This window comes from Botrimarina hoheduenensis, from assembly GCF_007859815.1.
GTDB lineage: Bacteria > Planctomycetota > Planctomycetia > Pirellulales > Lacipirellulaceae > Botrimarina > Botrimarina hoheduenensis.
Genome location: NZ_SJPH01000013.1, coordinates 9,150 through 27,238 on the forward strand (window position 1 = coordinate 9,150; position 18,089 = coordinate 27,238).

At 60.8% G+C, this 18,089-nt stretch carries 19 protein-coding genes; 11 read left to right on the top strand and 8 right to left on the bottom strand.

The features are described 5' to 3' along the window. From Pla111_RS16685 to Pla111_RS16725, 9 genes are all read left to right on the top strand, one after another. Positions 1-1,121: type II secretion system F family protein (locus Pla111_RS16685; protein ID WP_231931122.1), on the top strand; the 1,121-nt coding region annotated here is incomplete at its 5' end. A gap of 49 nt (positions 1,122-1,170) precedes the next feature. Continuing rightward, entirely contained in the window at positions 1,171-1,458 is a 288-nt protein-coding gene (locus Pla111_RS16690; protein WP_146575599.1) for a hypothetical protein, read from the top strand. After that, complete coding sequence (locus Pla111_RS16695) at positions 1,448-2,416, top strand: hypothetical protein (protein WP_146575600.1); 969 nt, start codon at positions 1,448-1,450, stop codon at positions 2,414-2,416. Before Pla111_RS16690 ends, Pla111_RS16695 begins: the two co-directional genes overlap by 11 nt. Beyond that, entirely contained in the window at positions 2,413-2,997 is a 585-nt protein-coding gene (locus tag Pla111_RS16700; RefSeq protein WP_197525113.1) for a PilN domain-containing protein, read from the top strand. Before Pla111_RS16695 ends, Pla111_RS16700 begins: the two co-directional genes overlap by 4 nt. Before the next feature lie 76 nt (positions 2,998-3,073). Beyond that, positions 3,074-3,619, top strand: a complete 546-nt coding sequence (gene pilO, locus Pla111_RS16705) for a type 4a pilus biogenesis protein PilO (RefSeq protein WP_197525114.1) — start codon at positions 3,074-3,076, stop codon at positions 3,617-3,619. Positions 3,620-3,628: 9 nt separating this feature from the next. Then, the gene (locus Pla111_RS16710) at positions 3,629-4,216 is read left to right on the top strand and encodes a hypothetical protein (RefSeq protein ID WP_146575603.1); all 588 of its coding nucleotides are present in this window, start codon (positions 3,629-3,631) and stop codon (positions 4,214-4,216) included. Next, positions 4,206-5,936 carry a type II secretion system protein GspD gene (locus Pla111_RS16715; protein WP_146575604.1) on the top strand — a complete coding sequence of 577 codons (1,731 nt, stop codon included), beginning with the start codon at positions 4,206-4,208 and terminating at the stop codon, positions 5,934-5,936. The genes Pla111_RS16710 and Pla111_RS16715 overlap by 11 nt, the downstream gene beginning before the upstream one ends. Positions 5,937-6,005: 69 nt before the next feature. Continuing rightward, complete coding sequence (locus tag Pla111_RS16720) at positions 6,006-6,197, top strand: hypothetical protein (RefSeq protein ID WP_146575605.1); 192 nt, start codon at positions 6,006-6,008, stop codon at positions 6,195-6,197. Between the two features lie 7 nt (positions 6,198-6,204). Then, positions 6,205-7,710, top strand: a complete 1,506-nt coding sequence (locus Pla111_RS16725) for a glycosyltransferase family 39 protein (RefSeq protein WP_231931124.1) — start codon at positions 6,205-6,207, stop codon at positions 7,708-7,710. On the opposite strand, the gene Pla111_RS16730 is transcribed toward Pla111_RS16725, so the two are convergent. From Pla111_RS16730 to Pla111_RS16765, 8 genes are all read right to left on the bottom strand, one after another. Then, positions 7,707-7,919: a (Na+)-NQR maturation NqrM gene (locus tag Pla111_RS16730; RefSeq protein WP_146575607.1), complete on the bottom strand. Its 213-nt coding sequence runs from the start codon at positions 7,917-7,919 to the stop codon at positions 7,707-7,709. The two genes, Pla111_RS16725 and Pla111_RS16730, sit on opposite strands and share 4 nt — an antisense overlap. Then, positions 7,919-9,028: an FAD:protein FMN transferase gene (locus Pla111_RS16735; protein WP_231931126.1), complete on the bottom strand. Its 1,110-nt coding sequence runs from the start codon at positions 9,026-9,028 to the stop codon at positions 7,919-7,921. The genes Pla111_RS16730 and Pla111_RS16735 overlap by 1 nt, the downstream gene beginning before the upstream one ends. Further along, positions 9,025-10,248, bottom strand: a complete 1,224-nt coding sequence (gene nqrF, locus Pla111_RS16740; RefSeq protein ID WP_146575608.1) for an NADH:ubiquinone reductase (Na(+)-transporting) subunit F — start codon at positions 10,246-10,248, stop codon at positions 9,025-9,027. Before nqrF ends, Pla111_RS16735 begins: the two co-directional genes overlap by 4 nt. 213 nt (positions 10,249-10,461) lie before the next feature. Further along, positions 10,462-11,070, bottom strand: coding sequence for an NADH:ubiquinone reductase (Na(+)-transporting) subunit E (nqrE, locus tag Pla111_RS16745; RefSeq protein ID WP_146575609.1), 609 nt, complete (start codon positions 11,068-11,070; stop codon positions 10,462-10,464). A 106-nt stretch (positions 11,071-11,176) separates the two neighbouring features. Continuing rightward, positions 11,177-11,812: an NADH:ubiquinone reductase (Na(+)-transporting) subunit D gene (locus Pla111_RS16750; RefSeq protein ID WP_146575610.1), complete on the bottom strand. Its 636-nt coding sequence runs from the start codon at positions 11,810-11,812 to the stop codon at positions 11,177-11,179. 71 nt (positions 11,813-11,883) lie between these two features. Further along, positions 11,884-12,741: a Na(+)-translocating NADH-quinone reductase subunit C gene (locus Pla111_RS16755; RefSeq protein WP_146575611.1), complete on the bottom strand. Its 858-nt coding sequence runs from the start codon at positions 12,739-12,741 to the stop codon at positions 11,884-11,886. Next, positions 12,728-14,005, bottom strand: coding sequence for an NADH:ubiquinone reductase (Na(+)-transporting) subunit B (locus Pla111_RS16760; protein ID WP_146575612.1), 1,278 nt, complete (start codon positions 14,003-14,005; stop codon positions 12,728-12,730). The genes Pla111_RS16755 and Pla111_RS16760 overlap by 14 nt, the downstream gene beginning before the upstream one ends. Before the next feature lie 43 nt (positions 14,006-14,048). Further along, entirely contained in the window at positions 14,049-15,419 is a 1,371-nt protein-coding gene (locus Pla111_RS16765; RefSeq protein WP_146575613.1) for a Na(+)-translocating NADH-quinone reductase subunit A, read from the bottom strand. A gap of 385 nt (positions 15,420-15,804) precedes the next feature. Here Pla111_RS16765 and sucC point away from each other — a divergent pair, with 385 nt between their 5' ends. Together sucC and sucD are read left to right on the top strand one after the other, a co-directional pair. Beyond that, entirely contained in the window at positions 15,805-16,995 is a 1,191-nt protein-coding gene (sucC, locus tag Pla111_RS16770; RefSeq protein ID WP_146575614.1) for an ADP-forming succinate--CoA ligase subunit beta, read from the top strand. Positions 16,996-17,096: 101 nt separating this feature from the next. Further along, positions 17,097-17,984 (top strand): succinate--CoA ligase subunit alpha, encoded by an 888-nt coding sequence (gene sucD / locus Pla111_RS16775; RefSeq protein ID WP_146575615.1) that lies wholly within the window; start codon positions 17,097-17,099, stop codon positions 17,982-17,984. The last annotated feature ends 105 nt before the right edge of the window (positions 17,985-18,089 follow it).

The following is an 18,089-nucleotide window of genomic DNA, read 5'->3' on the forward strand; positions in this document are numbered from 1 at the left end:
GGGGTAGCGACCGTCCTGTGAAAGAAACAACGCAAGAAGCAGAAGCTACGGCGATCAAGAAGTCCGGCTTCAGCCGGAGGACGCGGATCACCGCGCAAGAGCGTGTGGGGTTTACTTCGCAGCTCGCGATGATGACCGGCGCTGGACTCGGCGTTGCGCAAGCGCTTGAGTCGCTCGCGCGGCAGTGTCCCCGGGCCGCTCTGGCGGTTCGCTTGAAGAGGCTGCACGAAGACGTGATGGGCGGCGCCAGCTTCTCGGCTGCTCTGCGACAGCAACCCGACCTTTTCGACGAAGCCTACACGGCAACCGTCGGTGCCGGAGAAGCCTCGGGCAAAATGTCGGAGGTTCTCGCCCAGCTTGCCGAACTGAACCGTGCCGAGATGAAGCTGCGCCGCACGCTGCGTGGCATGCTGATCTATCCGGTCATGCTGACAATCGTCTCGCTATTGGTCGTGTCAACGCTTGTAGTGTTTGTGTTGCCGCGTTTCGCGACGATCTTCGATCAGTACGATCTCACCCTGCCGCTCGTCACGCGTGTGCTGATCGGTATTGCCGAGGAGCTAAGAGCACGGTGGTGGTTGTGGGGAATGCTGGCAGGGGGCGGAGTGGCCGGGCTCATCGCTGCCCGCGTTACCGAACAAGGCCGACGCTTTGTCGACACGGTTCTCGTCAGGAGCCCGGGCATCGGGCCCGTGGTTCGCACCGTCATTGGTGCCCGGGCTTGCCGCATGCTGGGCCTGTTGATCGAGAGCGGCGTCCCGTTGTTGGATTGTCTGCGATTGTTGAAACGGTCCATCAGCAATCGGCTGTTTGGCGACTTAGCGGACAAGCTCGAAGAGGCGGTTACCAACGGCCGCAGCTTGAGCGATGCGCTGGCTAACAACGAGGTGCTTCCACCTTCTGCCGCTGAGATGATAGCGACGGCGGAGAAGACAGGGCGTTTGGGGGAAGTTAACCGATTGTTAGGCGCACACTACGACGAGGAAGGAGAGGCGGCCGCGCGACAGATCGTCTCAGCCATCGAACCACTCGTGACGATTGTAATGGGTGGAGTGGTAGCAACTGTCGTGATGGCCGTCATGCTGCCAGTCTTCGACATCGCTACCCTCGCCCAGCGATAGTCGCGGTTCAGCAAACCGCGATCGGCAAGGCCCGTTTCCAAGAGTCGTTATGAACACGCGCCTGCTAGCTCTGGTTGCCCTTGCGGGCGTTGGTACCGGCTGGTTGTTGCAGGTTGGTTCGGCCGATGCAGAGGTCCGCCGCCTCAACGATCCGCAAGGTTTTACCTCCGGAGCGATGCGCTCTGAGCAGGTTCTTGAAGAGATCAAAGCCATCATGCTCCGCATGGAAGGCTCGCTGGCACGGATGGAGCGTGCAGTGGTTGGCCTCCGCCAAGACATCGCGCGCCAACCCGATACCAGCCGAGTCATTCCCGGGGGGATCCCCCATGTTCGGTGATCAACAACGGGGCTGGTGGGGAGTGGACTTTGGTGCCAGCAGTGTCAAAGCGGCACAACTGCGCCGCAGTCGCACCGGATATAAGCTGCACACAGCGCTGATCCCGCGCTCGCTCGATCACGCCGCGCCGCTGTATCGTCTGCGGCAGAGCGAACTCGCGGCTCTGCGTGCCTTGCAACCCGCGTTTTGTGGCACGATTGCTGCGGCCGGCGTGAGCATGCGTGACTGTACGCTCAACGCCAACGACTCGGCCGATGAGAATGCCGAGGGCACCGCGATGGAGGGGACTACCACCGACACTTGGGGGGACGCCGCTTCAAGCTACGCATTATCGATCTCGCTTGCCGAGGTAGAGGCAATCTGTGAAGGCTTTGATCGCGATGGCCTGCGTTGTGAAACGGTCGATGGTGCCCCAACGGCAATCGCGCGCGCGCTACAGATGATCGGCCGAACCGCACCCAACGAGTTGGTGATCGGTCTGGATTGGGGAAGGCATTCCGCCACACTGGTTGCGGCGCAGGCAGGGTATGCACGCTATGCGCGACAGCTGCGTCTCGGCGGAATTGCAGAGCTGATTGTAAACGTGGCCGAGATGCTCGAGCTCTCGGTGGTTGAAGCTGATCGGGCGGTTCTCAAGTATGGCTGTTTGGCCACCGAGGGAACCGGTGCCATCGTCTCGCAAGCCGTGCGAAACACACTGGCGAAAGCGCCGGCCGAACTGACCCGCACGGTAGCCCACCTGGAGGGCAAGCTACGTACTAAATCCCCCCGTCGGTGGGTTCTGATGGGAGCTGGCGGAGTCACGCCCGGCATTAAAGAGTACTTGGCTCAGAAGCTCGGCGTCAGCGTCGAGGTATGGACACCGCAAGGTGTCGAACGATCAGAAACGGATACTCCGATCTGTTTGTTCGGACCGGCTATCGCCCTGTCGGCACTGCGTTGGGAGGAATCCGAATGAAGCGCGTGCTGAATCTAGCTCCGCCCGGCATCCGTCGCCGTCAGACGCTGCGCCGCTTACGACACGCGGTAGCGACGGCGGTCACCGCCGCCGGCGTCCTTTCGGGCCTGTGGCTTGTCGTGGAATGGAGCCGTGGCGCTTCCATGGCACAGAGCCTTGGTCGGCTCGAAGCCGAGTACGCGCCGCTGGCACGGTTGATGGAAGAAGACGTTGAACTTCGTGCCGAGATCGCACGGCTGCGGGGCCGAGAGCAGCTCTCGCTACGTTTGACGACTGAGCAGCTGGGGCTTTCGCTGCTAGCGGCGGTGTCGCGAGCAGCGGCGATGCCCGAAGCACAAGTGTATCTCGATCAGCTGCACTACCGATCAACGCACGCCAAATCCTCGGTGCGGCAACGTGGAGCCACCGAACATTCGGGCGTGAAGATCGAAGGCATCAGTCGCGACGGACTGGCGGTCGCGCGATTCGCTGAAGGGCTTCGCGAGAGTCGGCTGTTCTCGCAAGTGTCGATCGAAACATCAGCTCCGGCTGCTAGCGATGGCAGCGCGCTGCGGAAGTTCACCATTGCCTGTGCTTTCTGAAGCTCGAAGGGAATTCATGCAACGCCGGCAGCCCGGATCACCGATTTTACCTGCAAGCCTCATTCCCGTGGTCGCAATGAGCGTGGGGCTCGGGGTGCTAGCGTTGATTTATCTGACCGCGAGCCAACCGCTCATTACCTGGCGCGCCAGTCTCGCGAATCAGACCCGCAACCTACGACTCAGTCTCCAGGAAGCGCCGGGCGTACGGAGCCGTCATTCCGTGCTCAAGTCACAGCTTGATGGACTGCTGACACGCGTGGAAGACGTTACCAAACGTATGCCTAACGAACCCCGCGATGACGAGTTCTTGGCCGATCTGAGCCGCATCGCGCGAGAGAAGGGAGTGCAACTAGAAGACTTCCGCCGCGGGACGGTATCGCAAGATAAGACGCACTCATCGCTTAACGTGATGGTTACGGCCCGGGCAAATCACGCCGGCTTATGTGGGTTGATCGATGCGGTCCAGCGACTGCCGCGTTTGGCAGAGCTCAACGAGATGCAAATCACGGGTGCAGCCCAAGGAGAAACGTACCCCGTCTTGCTGCAGTACACGCTTTACTATGCGGCGGTCACGAACGATACAGCCGCCACGCCCGCCCCGGTGCCAGCCCGCCGCGGCTAAACAAGACCCATGCCGACCAGCCTAGAAAAACTCGGATTAACGCCTGCCAAAGCAGCCCTGATGGCTGCCCTGGCAATCGGTCTAGGCGTTGTCTGGGGACCGCAGCTGGTCGGATTATTCAGCAGCAGCACCAGCAGCGGGTCGGGGCCGGCTCCCGTGGCGAGCCGTGCACGGCCAGCGGCAGTCGTGCCGCGAGCGCTCATCCCCCAGCCCGCGTCGCGGAGCGTCGAGGCGGCGTCGCCCGCAAGCGAAAAGACGAATCGCAAGCGCGAAGAATCGCAACCGGATCTTCGTTTGAGCTTGGCGGATGCCTTGCAGCACGATCCGTTCCGCATCCCCGAATGGAGCCCCAAGTATCGTCACGCTTCTGGAGCGACCTTCGCGGTCGAAGCCGACGCGGAAACTGTCGAAGCTACTTTCGCCCAGTTGCAGAGCCAGGGCGTCGCAATGGTCTTGCTAGGCGACGGCGAGGCAACCGCCTCGATCGGCGAGCAAACCGTTCATGTGGGCGATGTTATCCAAGGTTTTCGCGTTGTCGAGATCTCGACCCAGGGCGTTCGCTTGACGCCCGTAGCGGGAGAAGACAATGGCGCTTAGTCGGCCTTTAATCAGCGGTTTTGGGGCGATACTGACCAGCCTGTTGCTGGTTTCATCGGCTGGTGCGCAAACGCTCTCGCCACAGACCCTGCAGACGATCGCGTCGGGCGTTTCTCAGCTGCTGAATCCTGGTGCGCCCGCCGAGACCCTGCCCACACCCGCCGACGATCGTTACCAACTGCCGCTGGCACCGATCGCGCAAGGGGCACCGATCGAGGTTCAGAACCTCGACGGACTGATCTCTCTTTCGGTCCGCGACGCCTCGCTCCGTCAGGTCCTCGCGGCGCTCGCTGAAACGCAGCAGCTGAACCTGATCATGGCCTCACCGGTCGATGTGCCGGTGACCGCCAAGTTCAATCGCTTGCCCGTGAGCGAGGTGCTTCGGTCCTTGCTGGAATCAACCGGTCACACCGCTACGGTGCGAGACGGCGTGATTTACGTCACGAGCGTCGCGGCTGCCGGTGCCGTCGGTCCCGGTGTGCAGGGGCGCCGCGTGTGTGTTATCGAACTCGACTTTGCGTCGGCCGCAGACCTGCAGCCCACCGTCGAGGGGTTGCTCTCACCGGTCGGGCAGTCGTTCTTCGCGGAAACCAACTCGGCAGATAACCGCCGAACGAAAGAGATGCTCGTTATCGAGGATCTGGACGAGTACGTTACGCGCATCGAGGAGTATATCTCTCAGGCCGATCAGCCGCCCCGACAGGTGTTGCTCGAAGTCAATCTGCTCGAGGTTGAGCTTTCTGAAGATCATCGATCGGGTGTCAACTTCGATGCGCTGTCGCGGATTTCAGGGGCGTCTCTCTCGCTGCGGTCGGTCGGCATGGCCAACAGCGCCGCGAGCCCCAGCTTTTTCATCGAGTCAGCCGGTGGCGACTTAGGAGCGTTGATCGAGGCCCTGATCTCAACCACCGATGCGAAGAACCTAGCTTCGCCACGGTTGCTTGCGCTGAATGGGCAGGAGTCGCGGATCCAGATCGGCGAGCAGCTTGGTTTCCGCGTCACGACCACAACCGAAACAAGTACGCTCGAAAGCGTCGATTTTCTTGATGTGGGCGTTGTCCTGCGGGTGACCCCCCGCATCACGCGGGACGGCCGAGTGCTCATGCGGATCGCGCCGGAGGTTTCCAGCGGAGCGGTCAACCCTGATACGGGCTTGCCCGAAGAAGAAACCACCGAGCTGGAAACCGATGTGCTGCTTACGAGTGGACAGGGGATGATCATCGGCGGGCTGATTCAGGAACGCGACGACGTAATCATCAGCCGCATTCCCGTGCTCGGATCGTTGCCTTACATCAACCCGTTGTTTCAACGCCGCACGACGAGTCGCCGTCGCACCGAGTTGATTGTGGCCCTCACGCCGCACATTACTCCATATACGCCGATCGAGTGCGAGCGCGATCAACGCGACTACGCGCGGGTACGCGACCCGCTGCTGTTTGGGCCGCTCTGCCGGCAGCCGCGTCCGTACGAGCCCCGGCTGGCAGACCCGTTTGTCGATAAGCCACGCATCGAGTGCCTGGTTGACCATGCTTCTCCCTGCCAGAACGAGCGCAGCGGTCGGCAGCTTGCTGGTGCGGCTTGCCCCGCCGAGACTTGTCAGGAGGAGAGCTGTCGTAGGCTGCCGCCGATCGATGGATCGTCGTATCCCGTGGAGTATCCGACGCTTGCCGATCCGCAATCGCCGCGAGTGGGAACACGCGTGGTTCGCCCTTGGCGCTAGACGCGCTTTACTCGTTCTGCCCTGCCCTGCCCGTTTCGGGTGCCCTTCGCCACGAGAGCTTTGCTGATCATGTCAAATCGACTTGAGTTGCCAGACGATCTGATTAGCCTTGTAGAGAAGCGCGAAGCGGAAGAACGCCGCCTGCAAGAGCGCCGCGCCGCCGAGGCGGCAGCTCAACAAGAAGAGAACCGCCGTGCCGGGGAAGATCGTCGCACCATTCCCCGTCGTGCCGATGACGACAACCCCTCCTCCGTCGTCTGAATCCCGGTTGTCTGCCACGCGGTTTTGGTGGCTGGTCGGGCTGATCATGCTGCTCGCGCTCGGGTGGCGTGCCTATCGGCTTAGCGAGCCGGCGTTCGACCATGACGAGGTCTACGAGCTGACCCAGCGAACCACTGACCTGTCGGTGCTCGTCCGCCGGCACGACGGCTTTCCGCCGCTTTACCGCTGGCTGGTCGCCCTGGTGCGTGAGACGCTCGGCACCGACGCCTCGCTGCGTTGGTTTTCGTTGGTTTGCGGCGTGCTCACGGTGCCGCTTGTAGCGCTGCTGGGGAGGCGGTTGGTAGGCCCTCAAACAGGGCTTGTTGCGGCAATCGGGCTCGCCATCTCAGCCAACCACGTGTTGCTCAGTCAGCACGGTCGTGGTTATGCGCTGTTAGTTTTACTTGCCACGGCGATGCTTCTCACGGCTTGGCGACTCCGCGCGAGCGATCGCTGGCGTGACTGGTTTGCTTTTCTGGTAGTGTCGTGGCTTGGTGTGGCGACGCATTACTACGTCGGCTTATTGCTCGTCTTGCTCGGGGGCTTGCTGCTCATTGAGAAGCGCGGCTTTGCCCGGATGCGGGCTCTGGCCGCTGCCGGGGTGCTCGCCCTGGCCGGCCTGCCGCTGGTTGAATGCCTACGCGTTGATCTTGCCGAGACCGGCGAGTTTCACCACGAAGTGAGTTTCGATAAGGAGGCCTACGCCTTTTCTTATCTCTGGCTTGGCACGGGGAACACGCTTGGTCCCTCAGTGAGTTGGCTGCGAGAAACCGTGTCCGGGGGCCGAAAGTCAGCCGCGGTACTCGCGACTGCGCCGTGGGCTTGCCTTCTTTTTGTACCGGCCGCGTACTTATTCGCAAACGGCTGGCGAAGGTTGGCTCAGCAAGATCGGCGCTGGATGGCCGTCCTGCTACTGGCTCCGCCGCCGCTTACCGCGATGGCCGCCGCGGCGTCGCCGACCGGGTACAACTATCGTTACTTGGTTTGGATGCTTGTGCCGCTCATCGTCGTTCTGGCTGCCGGCGTCACGGTTCGCGGTCGTAGCGGGCTAACTTGGTTGGCCGTCGGCCTGCTGATCGCGTTAAGCCTTGGAGCAACTCTCAACCGCCACTTTGATCCGGCCCATCGAGAGAATGACTTTCACGAGGTCACAAGATTAATCGCGCGCGAAGATGTCACGGGCGAATCGCCCGCCGTGATCGCCGCACCGCTGTACTTTGGGCGGGCCGTGCTTTACGAGCTTCCCGCATCCTGGCCTGCCGCACGAGTGACCGCCCATCCGTCGGGTCAGCAAGATTGGGAAGTTGCTCTGCCACGCTTTGCGGAACGTGTTGGCGAGCGCCAAGAAGTGTGGCTTGTGACCCAATGGTTTCCCGTTGGGCATCCGCAGCGGGCCGTCTGCGACGCCCTGGTGAAACGCCTCGACGCGGAGCTGGTCGGAAGGGTTTCTTCGACGGTGATGGTTTACCGTCTCTCGGTTGACCGATTAGGCAGCATCGAAGCAGCCGACTAGCTCTTTGGCGATGCGGCTTCAGTCGGTTTGCCCGAGCACTCGGGGGAGGGGTCGTTGCACGCCTCGCAGATCGATTGGCCCGCCGCGTCTTTGAATCCGGCGAGTCCACCGCATGAGCCTTTGATGCTGCGGTTGCTCACGATCACGCCGATCGCCATACCCGTTAGGGCTAGGCCGAAAACCACGAGCGTGATCAGAAAGGTTGCCATCACGGTGCCTCGGCAAGGACTTCGGATTTCCAGGTTGGTGTGGCGCGTTCGATCAACTCGCCGGCCGGCGTGCGGCGGATCAATAGCGCAGCGAGGTCGCGTTCGGTTGCCCAATCGTATCCCGCGGTAGGCCCCAGGACCAACAAGGTTGTCGCGAGTGCGTCTGCTTCTCGGCAAGTAGTCGCCAGGACCGTAACGGTCGCCAGATCGTGGTGGACCGGTTGGCCTGTGGTGGGATCGATCGTGTGCGAGTAGCGGATCCCTTCGTGCTCGAAAAAATTGCGGTAGTCGCCCGAAGTTGCGAGCGCCCGATCTTTAAGCTCAACGACTCGCTGCAGGCGTGTCCCTTCTACCCCCGGCAGGGGCGCATCGGCTTTTTCAATGCCAACACGCCAGGGGGCTGTTGGCTTGGCTCCGCGAGCGCGGACTTCGCCTCCGATTTCAACCAGATAATTCTTAAAGCCCTCGGCTTCGAGCAGCTCGGCAATCGCATCAACGCCGTACCCCTTAGCCACGGCCGAAAGATCCAGATAGATCTCGGGCACCTCCTTCCTTAAAGCCGGTGGGTCCGTCCGGATATGGACTCGACCATATCCCACCCGTGTGCGTGCTGCGACGATGGCGTCCTCAGCGGGGGGCTTGAAGCGCGAAGCGTCGGGACCAAAGCCCCAGAGGTTCACGAGCGGGCCGATCGTTGGATCAAAAGCACCGCCCGATTGCTCGGCTAACTCTAGTGCGTACCCAACAATCGCGGCGGTCTCGTCGGAAACCGCTTGCCACTCGATAGACCCGGATGCATTGAAGCGCGAAAGCTCCGACTCGGGGTCGTAGGTCGACATCTGTTGGTTAACTAGCGCAAGTCGCTTCGCGATGCGCTGATCGAGGCCATTAGCAGACGGCCCGTTGGGGGTCGCAACGACGGTTACGGCGTAAGCCGTTCCCATCGTTGGCCCCGAGACACGTACGAGTCGCGGTGATCCGCTTGCCCCGCTGATCAGGAACGGGGCGAGCATCGCTAGCCCAAAGATCAACAGCCCGATCGCAAAGAGCCAGCCACGGGCCCCGGCGACGCTACGCAAGGGCGGAGCTTGGTCGGTTGGATCGCTCACCCGCCAAAATCGTCGAAGGCAATATTTTCCTTCTCGACCCCCAGATCCTCAAGCAGCTTGAAGACCGCGGCGTTCATCTGCGGCGGGCCACAGATGTAGTACTCAATATCCTCGGGAGCGGAGTGCTGCTTTAGGTAGTGGTCGTGTAGCACTTGGTGAATAAACCCGACGTAGCCGGTCCAGTTGTCTTCGGGCATCGGCTCGGAGAGCGCGATATTGAACTGGAAGTTCGGGTAGTTCTTTTCGATCTCGCGGAACTGATCGACATAAAAAAGCTCGCGAAGGCTCCGTCCACCGTACCAGTAGCTAACCTTGCGGCCGGTTTTGAGATTCCGAAACAGCTCAAAGATATGGCTACGGAGGGGGGCCATGCCGGCACCGCCGCCGATGTAAACCATCTCAGAATCAGAGTCCTTGATAAAGAACTCACCGTAGGGGCCGCTGATCGTTACCTTGTCGCCCGGCTTAAGTCCGAAGATGTAGGAAGACATCTTTCCCGGAGGTGTGCCCTCGGGAGCGCGGGGCGGGGGGCTCGCGACGCGGACGTTGAGCATGATGATGCCCTTCTCGCCCGGGTAGTTGGCCATCGAGTAGGCCCGGATCACGGGCTCATCAACCTTGGACACGTAGCGCCAGATGTTGAACTTGTCCCAGTCCTCGTGGAAACGGTCCTCGATCTCAAAGTCTTTGTAGTTGACCACATGCGGCGGCGCTTCGATCTGGATGTAGCCGCCGGCGCGGAACGCGACATCCTCGCCCTCGGGGAGCTTCAGCACGAGTTCTTTGATGAACGTCGCGACGTTATTGTTGGAGATGACCTCACACTCCCACTTCTTTGTTTCGAGAGCCTCGTGGGGCACCTCGATCTTCATGTCCTGCTTAACGGCCACTTGGCACGAGAGGCGGCAGCCTTCCTTAGCCTCTTTCTTGCTGATATGGCCCAACTCAGTGGGGAGAATGTCGCCGCCCCCTTCGAAGATCTTCACTTCGCACTGAGCGCAGGTGCCGCCGCCACCGCAGGCGCTGGAGACGAAAATACCTTCATCGGCGAGCGCGTTCAGCAGCTTGCCACCGGCAGAAACCGTTAGCTGCTTCTCGCCGTTGACCGTGATTGTCACGGGGCCACTAGCCACGAGTTGGCTTTTCGCTCCAAGGATGATCGCCACCAGGGCGAGCACCACCAGCGTGAACATCAGGACGCCAAGGAAGATCGTTAGCATCGGCTTAGTGCTCTGTGCTAAAGCGCGGGGAGGACAGCACGGGCTATCGCTCGGCACGCCGAGGTGACTTTGTCTTGTTTCTTAGTAGCAGCCGGTTGTCTCGAATTTATTCGGCGGAACCGTCGTCGTGTTGTGTACGGTAGTTCTCTGATTGCATGGCAGACCCGGCAAGGGCGAGAACCTGCTGGGGCAAAGACGGCCAGTGACCGCGGCTTACATTCCACCAAAGGACATAAAAGCCAATGCCATCAGGCCGACCGTCATGAAGGTGATTCCCAAGCCACGAAGACCCTTGGGGACGTCGCTGTACTTGAGTTTCTCGCGAATACCGGCCAGCGCGGCGATCGCTAGTGCCCAGCCGAAACCGGAGCCAATGCCAAAGGTCACGCTTTCCAGGAAGTTGTAGTTGCGTTCGACCATGAACAACGAACCGCCAAGAATCGCGCAATTAACGGTAATAAGCGGCAGGAAAATACCGAGCGTGTTGTAAAGGCTCGGGAAGAAACGATCGAGTGTCATCTCGAGGATCTGCACCATCGCGGCGATCGTGCCGATGTAGGAGATCAACCCCAAGAAGTCGAGATTCACGCTTGCTAGTTCGGGGCTTACCCAGCTGAGGGCCCCCTCTTTCAGCAGGTACTGATAGAGCAGATTGTTGGCCGGAATCGTGATCGCCATGATCACGATTACTGCAACCCCCAAGCCGAGTGCGGTCTTTACGTTCTTGGAAACCGCCAGGAAGGTGCACATCCCCAGAAAGAACGCGAGCGCCAGATTCTCGACGAAAACGGCCTTCAGGAAGATTTCGAGATGGTGAGCCATAGCAAGAGCCCTTAGGCGGCGGGCAGTAGTAGGAGCGGCCGAAAGGGGCTGCTAGGTATGGGAGAGGCGAACAAAAGCTGACGCAGGTGCTCGCTGACTGAAGGCGTTACAAAACGGGGTCGCGATTGATCTGGTCACTCTTGAAGGATCGCAGCACCCAGATAAAAGCACCAATGATGAAGAACGCGCTCGGCGGCAGCAGCATCAAGCCGTTTGGCTCGTACCAGCCGCCTGCCGACGAAAGCGGTAGCACTTCAAAACCGAGCAGCTTGCCTGAGCCGAATAGCTCGCGGAAGAATCCCACGACGATCAGGATCAAGCCGTACCCGAGGCAGTTGCCCACGCCGTCCCAGAAGGAAACGACAACCGGATTCTTCATGGCGAACGCCTCGGCACGCCCCATCACAATACAGTTGGTGATAATCAGGCCGACGAAGACGCTCATCGTTTTCGAGGCCTCGTAGGCAACCGCCTTGAGGATCTGATCCACCACGATCACAAGCGAGGCAATCACGGTCATCTGCACGATGATGCGGATGCTGCTCGGAATGTAAGAGCGGATTGCGCTCACCGCAGCGTTCGAGCATGCCGTCACCGCGGTCACGGCGATCGCCATGATGATCGAGGTTTCGAGCTTGGTGGTCACCGCCAGTGCGGAACAAATGCCGAGCACCTGCAAGGCGATCGGGTTGTTGTTGAGGATCGGCTCAAGGAGCACGTCTTTGATCTTTGGATCAGCCATCAGGAAGTCCCGAGCGTGAGCGGCTTGAGGTGGCCGGTGAGCCGTTGGTTGGTTTGAGAGTGGTTCGCCGGTTATTTAGCGGCGAGGTACTTGCCGAAAGCGGTCGGGCCGAGCCAGTACTTGATCATGTCATCAACGCCGTTGGAGGTGATGGTTGCTCCGGAGAGGCCATCGATCGCGTAGGAATCATCCTCGCTCGCTTTGCCTTTGATGACCGACAGCCCGACTTCGCCAGAGTCCTCGTAGACCTTCTTGCCGGGCCACAGGGCCTTCCAGCCGGCGTTGTCCACTTCGCCACCTAGGCCAGGGGTTTCTGCGTGCGAGTAGTAGGTGATTCCGCGCACCGTTTCCTTATCGGCCTCGAGGGCCAAGAAACCGTAAAGTGTCGACCACAGCCCTTTGCCGTAGATCGGCAAGATGTAGCCGGTCGTCTTCCCATCCTCGCGGATCTCATAGATCGAGGCGTAGGGCTCACGGTAGGCGATGCCCGGCAACGCACCGGCAGGTTCGACGGGGTCGCGGGTTTTTGGGTTCTTGGCCGCCTTGCGTGGGTCGTAGCTGGCAAGCGTTACGGCCGCAGGCTCTTCGGTGGCCTTCTGATCACCTTCTGAAGCGGGAGCGGCAGTCTTGTTCGCTTCGCCCGCGGATTTCTTCTCACCCGGTTTGGCGACATCAACGATCTGTCCCGTGTCGAGATCGACGAGCATCTCGACAATCGTCTTTTCATAGGTAGCGGCAACCTCGGAAGCTGAGGTGCCGGGCTCGCAGAGGCCTGCGGCAAGCAGGATGTTCTTGCGCTTGTCGAGCTCTTTGTTTTTTTGCTGGATACCGTTGAGCGAGACCGCGGCAATCGATACCAGTGCGGAACACACGAGGCACAGCACCAGGGCCACAATCACCGTGTAGAGCCAGCTGTTACGTGGTGGCATAGCGAGCGGCCCTCCGTTTAACGTTGCTTTGAATCACGCAGTAGTCGATCAGCGGGGCCATCACGTTGCCAAACAGGATGGCCAGCATAATGCCCTCGGCAAACGCCGGATTGATGACTCGGATGAGCACCGTCATGACCCCGATCAGACCGCCGTACCACCATTTACCGCTTTCGGTCATCGAGGCCGATACCGGGTCGGTCGCCATAAAGACCGTGCCGAAGGCGAAGCCGCCGACGACCAGGTGCCGCAGCGGCGACAGATAAACCATCGAGTTGTCGGAGTATTCGCGGAAGGCGTAGAGCATGCAGCTCATGCCGATGGCACCGAGCAAGACGCCTGTCATGATCCGCCAAGAGCCGATTCCCGAGGCGATCAGAATTGCGGCCCCAATTAGGCAGGCCAAGGTCGAGGTCTCGCCCATCGAGCCGGGGATCCAGCCCATGAAGCAGTCGAACCAGCTCAGCCCTGAGACGGCATTGACGTCGGCGGCTTGGGCGACGTCGGCCGTCGCCATCGAGCCGAGCGTTGTCGCGGCGGTCCAGCCATCGACTCCGTTCTCTGCGGCCGCTGCGGTCCAGACCCGATCGCCCGACATGAACGAGGCGTGGGCAAAATACAGGAAGGCCCGCGCGGTGAGAGCCGGGTTTAGGAAGTTCTTGCCGGTCCCGCCAAAGATCTCTTTGCCAACCACGATTCCAAAGGCGATGCCCAGGCCGACCTGCCACAGCGGGATCGCCGGCGGAAGCGTCAGCGGAAAGAGCATGCCGCTGACCAAGAAGCCCTCGTTGATCTCGTGGCCCCGGATGATTGCGAACGTAACCTCGCACAGGCCACCAACCGCCATGCAAGCGATGTAAACAGGCAGGAACCACAGGGCCCCGTGCACAAGGTTGGCGATCGGGTTGTGCGGGTCGTACTCCATGCCGAGTACCTGCGTGAACAGGTAGTCGCGCGTGATGCTGTCCAGCCCTGTGATGCTGGTCTGGAGTGGCTTGGCACCCTGCTCAGCGATTGCCAGGTTGGCCTGGTAGCCGGTGTTCCATAGCGCCATCAAGATGCAAGGCACCAACGCCACAATGACCGTCGACATCATGCGTTTCATGTCGATCGCATCGCGGACGTGCGACGTCCCCTTCGTCACCTCACCAGGAGTAAAGAGGAACGTGTCGTTCGCTTCGTACAGCGGGTAAAGCTTTTCGAGCTTCCCGCCCTTCTTGAATAGCGGCTCGACCATGTCGAGCTGCTTCCTCAGGAACTTCATCGCTTAATATCCAAAGTGGCAGAAACGCCAACCGCCGAGGGGATCAGCCCTCGCGTTCGATCGTGGCAAGGCAATCACGCAGCATCGGGCCGTAGTCGTTCTTGCTAGCGCAGACAAAGCTGCACAGGCCCAGGTCTTCTTCGTCCAGCTCAAGGCCACCTAATCGCTGCAACTCATCGGTATCTCCGACGCAAAGCGACTTGAGCAGTGGGGTGGGGATGATGTCCAGCGGCATCACCTTCTCGTAGTTGCCAAGCGGTACAATGGCCCGATGGCTTCCCTCGGTGCTGGTGGTCAGTTTGAAACGTTGCGAAGCGCTCGCCAGCCAAGAGGACGCAAAGACCCGGGTTACCGAGTACTTGTTGAATCCCGGACCCATCCAGCCAATGAATTCCCGCTGATTACCTTCAACCAGCTGAGTGACTTGGTTGTGAAGACGCCCAAGGTGCTCACGCATCGGAGCCAACGTGCGGCCCCCAAACACCGATCCGCTAATCGTACGTACGCCTTCGCTAGCAGCACCGCTGTCGGCGGTGATGTCCGCCAAGCTCGCTCCCAAGCGAGACCGCACTAAGCGGGGATTCGTGACGCAGGGGCCCGCGATCGAGATGATCCGCTCGACACTGAGCTCGCCGGTCATAAAGAGATGGCCGATCGCGATCACGTCTTGGTAGCCGATGCTCCAGCAGTGGCGTTCCAGATTGACCGGTGCCAGGTAGTGGATGTGTGTACCCGGCAGTCCGGCGGGATGCGGCCCGCCAAACTCGGCAACCTGCACCCGATTGATGTCTTCACCCGGCAGGCTTGCACCGGTCTTTTTACACAGCCAGGTGTTGCCCTCGGTCAAGGTGGTGAGCAGCTGGAGGCCGGCGACGAATTCGCCGGACTTCGCGCCAATAACCACCTCGGGGTTGGGAGCGAGTGGATTTGTATCTAGTGCGGTGACGAATAACGCATAGGGCGTCGTTCCGAGCGTCGGCACCTTGCTGAACGGGCGTGTTCGCAACGCCGTCCAGAGCCCCGAGTCAACTAGTTGCTGTTGAACGGTCTCACGCGGCAATTGCGCGAGGTTGGCATCGCGGTGCGAGGCAAAGCCCACCCGATCGTCGCCATCGAGATCGATCACTACCGATTCGAACTTGCGCTTGGGGCCACGATTCACTGCCGTTACGGTCCCGCAACCGGGCGAGACATACTTGACGCCAGGGGTTTTCTTGTCAGAGAAGACGACTTGCCCCAGCTTGACCCGATCGCCTACGGCAACCTCCATAGTTGGCTTCATGCCAACGTAGTCGTCGCCCAGCAAACCCACTGAACGGATCGTCGGATTGCCCTCGTGGCCCGGCAGATTTTGTGCGGGCTCACCAGCCAGTGGCAGGTTCAAACCCTTGTCGAAGCTAAAACGCTTGGCCATCGGTTACCGTCGCTAGGGCTCGGAACGGGTGAACGCCGAGCTTTCGCGTTTCCTTGGAGGCATGCCTCAGCATCGTCTGCTGAGGGACATCGGTGGGAGGGGGGCAGGACCACGGGGAGCTGGCGGCGGCGTATGCCATAGCCAGCTTGTGAAAGTTTTCACAATCCCTGGTTTTGGTCAAGCCAAGATCGCAGGGATTTGCCACCGCTTAACCGAGCAACTCCCGGTCTGTAAACCGTTTCCGTCGCGAGGCTAGCTTGGCGGTCGGCCCGTTGTGACCGTCCGGGGGCACTCCTATACTCCGTCATCTCGTAATCGATCGTGGGGCGGTCCAACCGACGCCCCAATAGCTGCAAGAACTTGTTAAATAAGGCTTTACGCCGCAATGAAGATCCACGAATACCAAGCCAAGCAGCTATTTCGCGAAGCCGGCATTCCTGTGCCGGAGGGCATCGTCGCGCACTCGGCCGAGGAAGCCGCCGCTGCCTTTCGCCAGCTGGGGGGCTCGCTAGCGGTCGTAAAAGCCCAGATCCACGCGGGCGGTCGCGGCAAGGGATCGATCAAGGGCACGGAACAACGCGGTGTTGAACTCGTTCGCTCGGCCGAAGACGCTGCCCGTGTCGCCGGTGCTTTGCTGGGCGGTGATCTTGTCACGATCCAAACGGGTCCCGGCGGCCAGACCGTCAACAAAGTTCTGGTCGAGGCAGGCTGCGATATCGCGCGGGAGTTGTACCTGGGGATTGTTGTCGATCGGGGCTTCGGCAAGCCGGTGCTGATGGTCAGCACCGAAGGCGGTATGGACATCGAGAAGGTCGCAGCCGAGACGCCCGAACTCATCCACACCGCGCCCTTTGATGCGGATGCGGGTCTGCAGCCTTATCAATGCCGGACGCTGGCGAAAAAGCTGGGGCTCGAAGGAGCGGCCGTCCGCTCGGCGACCAAATTCATGACCGCCATCTGCAAGCTCTTTGTCGAGACCGATTGCAGCCTTGCTGAGATCAACCCGTTGGTCGTTACCGGTGCGGGCGAACTTATGGCGCTCGACGCGAAAATCAATTTCGACGAGAACGCCCTGTTCCGTCACCCGGCTCTGATCGAGCTGCGGGATAAGGCCGAAGAGGATCCCAACGAACTGCGTGCGGGCGAGGCGGGACTTAGCTACGTGCAGCTGGAAGGCAATATCGGCTGCTTGGTGAACGGTGCCGGGCTCGCCATGAGCACCATGGACATCGTCAAGCTGCACGGCGGCCAGCCCGCCAACTTCCTGGACGTGGGAGGCGGTGCCAACAAAGATCAGGTGACCGAGGCGTTCCGGATCTTGCTTGGCGATAAGAACGTCAAGGCCGTGCTTGTCAACATCTTTGGCGGCATCATGCAGTGCACAACGATCGCCAATGCGGTGTTGGCAGCCTACAAGGAAGTGGGCTTCAACGTTCCGCTAGTTGTCCGGCTCGAAGGGACCGAGGTCGAAGAGGGCCGCAAGATCCTCGCCGAATCGGGCGTCGATATCATCTCGGCCGAAGGCCTGACCGACGCCGCGCAGAAGGTGGTTGCCGCGGCGATCGCCGCGGCTTGATTACGCACAAATTTCCCTGAATACACAGCGCACGACAAAGCCCGCAACTTCGCGTCGCCATCCTGTCAAACTTTGCCGTCGCTCAGCAATAGAAACTACTCATGTCGATCCTTGTTGACAAAAACACGCGGCTCATCTGTCAGGGCATCACGGGCAAGGCCGGTGAGTTCCATAGCCGAAACTGCCTGGAGTACGGCACGCAACTCGTTGGCGGCGTGACGCCCGGCAAGGGGGGGCAGACCGTCCTCGATCGCCCGATTTTCGATACGGTGGAAGAAGCCGTTCAGCAGCAGGGGGCGAACGCCACGATGATTTTCGTGCCGCCCCCGTTCACCGCCGACGCGATCCTCGAAGCCGCTGATGCGGGCATCGAGATCATCTGCGCGATCACCGAAGGCGTGCCGGTGCTCGACATGGTGCGAGTCAAACGCGAGCTCGACGCCCGCGTCGCCGCCGGCCAAAAGGTGAGACTCGTTGGCCCCAACTGCCCGGGCGTCATCACGCCCGAGGAGTGCAAGATCGGCATCATGCCGGGCTATATCCACAAGAAGGGGCCCATCGGGCTTGTGAGCCGCAGCGGCACACTCACCTACGAGGGCGTCTGGCAGCTCACCTCGCTCGGACTCGGTCAGAGCACTTGCGTTGGCATCGGTGGAGACCCGATCAACGGCACGAACTTTATCGACTGCCTGGAACTCTTCCAGGCCGACGGCGCTACCGAGGCGATCCTCATGATGGGCGAGATCGGCGGAACGGCCGAAGAAGAGGCCGCCGCCTATATCAAGCAGCACGTGACCAAACCGGTAGCGGCGTTCATCGCCGGACGTACCGCCCCCCCCGGTAAGCGGATGGGGCACGCCGGCGCGATCATCTCCGGCGGTAAGGGGACGGCAGACGATAAGATCGCCGCACTGCAAGACGCCGGGATCGAGATCGCCGAGAGCCCCGCCGATATGGGGGCCGCACTCAAGCGCGCTCTGAAGCGGTAGCCAGGTGAAACTCTTAGCGGGCTCCGCTGGCTTGTTGCTCATGTCGGCGTGTTGCCGTCCGCACTGGTGACAGAAGCTTCTCGGCAGGTGAGAATGAGGCCCCCC

What these genes read in the sequence shown, in the direction of transcription:
- Pla111_RS16765 (WP_146575613.1), bottom strand. Translation starts at nt 15,419, where the DNA reads ATGGCCAAGCGTTTTAGCTTCGACAAGGGTTTGAACCTGCCACTGGCT.
- Pla111_RS16710 (WP_146575603.1), top strand. Translation starts at nt 3,629, where the DNA reads ATGCCGACCAGCCTAGAAAAACTCGGATTAACGCCTGCCAAAGCAGCC.
- Pla111_RS16760 (WP_146575612.1), bottom strand. Translation starts at nt 14,005, where the DNA reads ATGAAGTTCCTGAGGAAGCAGCTCGACATGGTCGAGCCGCTATTCAAG.
- pilO (WP_197525114.1), top strand. Translation starts at nt 3,074, where the DNA reads ATGAGCGTGGGGCTCGGGGTGCTAGCGTTGATTTATCTGACCGCGAGC.
- Pla111_RS16690 (WP_146575599.1), top strand. Translation starts at nt 1,171, where the DNA reads ATGAACACGCGCCTGCTAGCTCTGGTTGCCCTTGCGGGCGTTGGTACC.
- nqrE (WP_146575609.1), bottom strand. Translation starts at nt 11,070, where the DNA reads ATGGCTCACCATCTCGAAATCTTCCTGAAGGCCGTTTTCGTCGAGAAT.
- sucC (WP_146575614.1), top strand. Translation starts at nt 15,805, where the DNA reads ATGAAGATCCACGAATACCAAGCCAAGCAGCTATTTCGCGAAGCCGGC.
- Pla111_RS16700 (WP_197525113.1), top strand. Translation starts at nt 2,413, where the DNA reads ATGAAGCGCGTGCTGAATCTAGCTCCGCCCGGCATCCGTCGCCGTCAG.
- Pla111_RS16730 (WP_146575607.1), bottom strand. Translation starts at nt 7,919, where the DNA reads ATGGCAACCTTTCTGATCACGCTCGTGGTTTTCGGCCTAGCCCTAACG.
- Pla111_RS16755 (WP_146575611.1), bottom strand. Translation starts at nt 12,741, where the DNA reads ATGCCACCACGTAACAGCTGGCTCTACACGGTGATTGTGGCCCTGGTG.
- Pla111_RS16715 (WP_146575604.1), top strand. Translation starts at nt 4,206, where the DNA reads ATGGCGCTTAGTCGGCCTTTAATCAGCGGTTTTGGGGCGATACTGACC.
- Pla111_RS16695 (WP_146575600.1), top strand. Translation starts at nt 1,448, where the DNA reads ATGTTCGGTGATCAACAACGGGGCTGGTGGGGAGTGGACTTTGGTGCC.
- nqrF (WP_146575608.1), bottom strand. Translation starts at nt 10,248, where the DNA reads ATGCTAACGATCTTCCTTGGCGTCCTGATGTTCACGCTGGTGGTGCTC.
- sucD (WP_146575615.1), top strand. Translation starts at nt 17,097, where the DNA reads ATGTCGATCCTTGTTGACAAAAACACGCGGCTCATCTGTCAGGGCATC.
- Pla111_RS16750 (WP_146575610.1), bottom strand. Translation starts at nt 11,812, where the DNA reads ATGGCTGATCCAAAGATCAAAGACGTGCTCCTTGAGCCGATCCTCAAC.
- Pla111_RS16720 (WP_146575605.1), top strand. Translation starts at nt 6,006, where the DNA reads ATGTCAAATCGACTTGAGTTGCCAGACGATCTGATTAGCCTTGTAGAG.